Source organism: Planococcus sp. RAB007_Raresut (assembly GCF_057369535.1).
The window spans coordinates 1-271 of the sequence record NZ_JBXYIF010000114.1; the positions used below are offsets into that span (position 1 = coordinate 1).

1 protein-coding gene is annotated in these 271 nt (G+C 43.5%); it reads right to left on the minus strand.

Annotated features, from left to right (window positions below; translation table 11 throughout):
* Positions 1–271: acyl-CoA dehydrogenase family protein (locus tag AC2Q9J_RS17950; protein WP_499042043.1), on the minus strand; the 271-nt coding region annotated here is incomplete at both ends.

Consider the following 271-nt stretch of genomic DNA (forward strand, 5'->3'; position numbering starts at 1 on the left):
CTGCATATCAGTACTGAAGCTCTTCAATGCCGCAGCAGTTTCAACATCCAATTTACCTTGCATATACAATTCAACATTTTGGTTGTAGAACGCTGCCGTTGCTAATTCGTCAATCTTTGCTTGAGCCATCACGAAACGTGTATTTTGGAATTGCGCAATTGCTTGACCAAAAGCTTGACGCTCGTTTACATAGGTCGTAGCTAAATCAATTGCTCCGCGAATGGCACCCAAAGCAGATGATGCAATTGCAGTACGTTCGCGTGGTAACTCT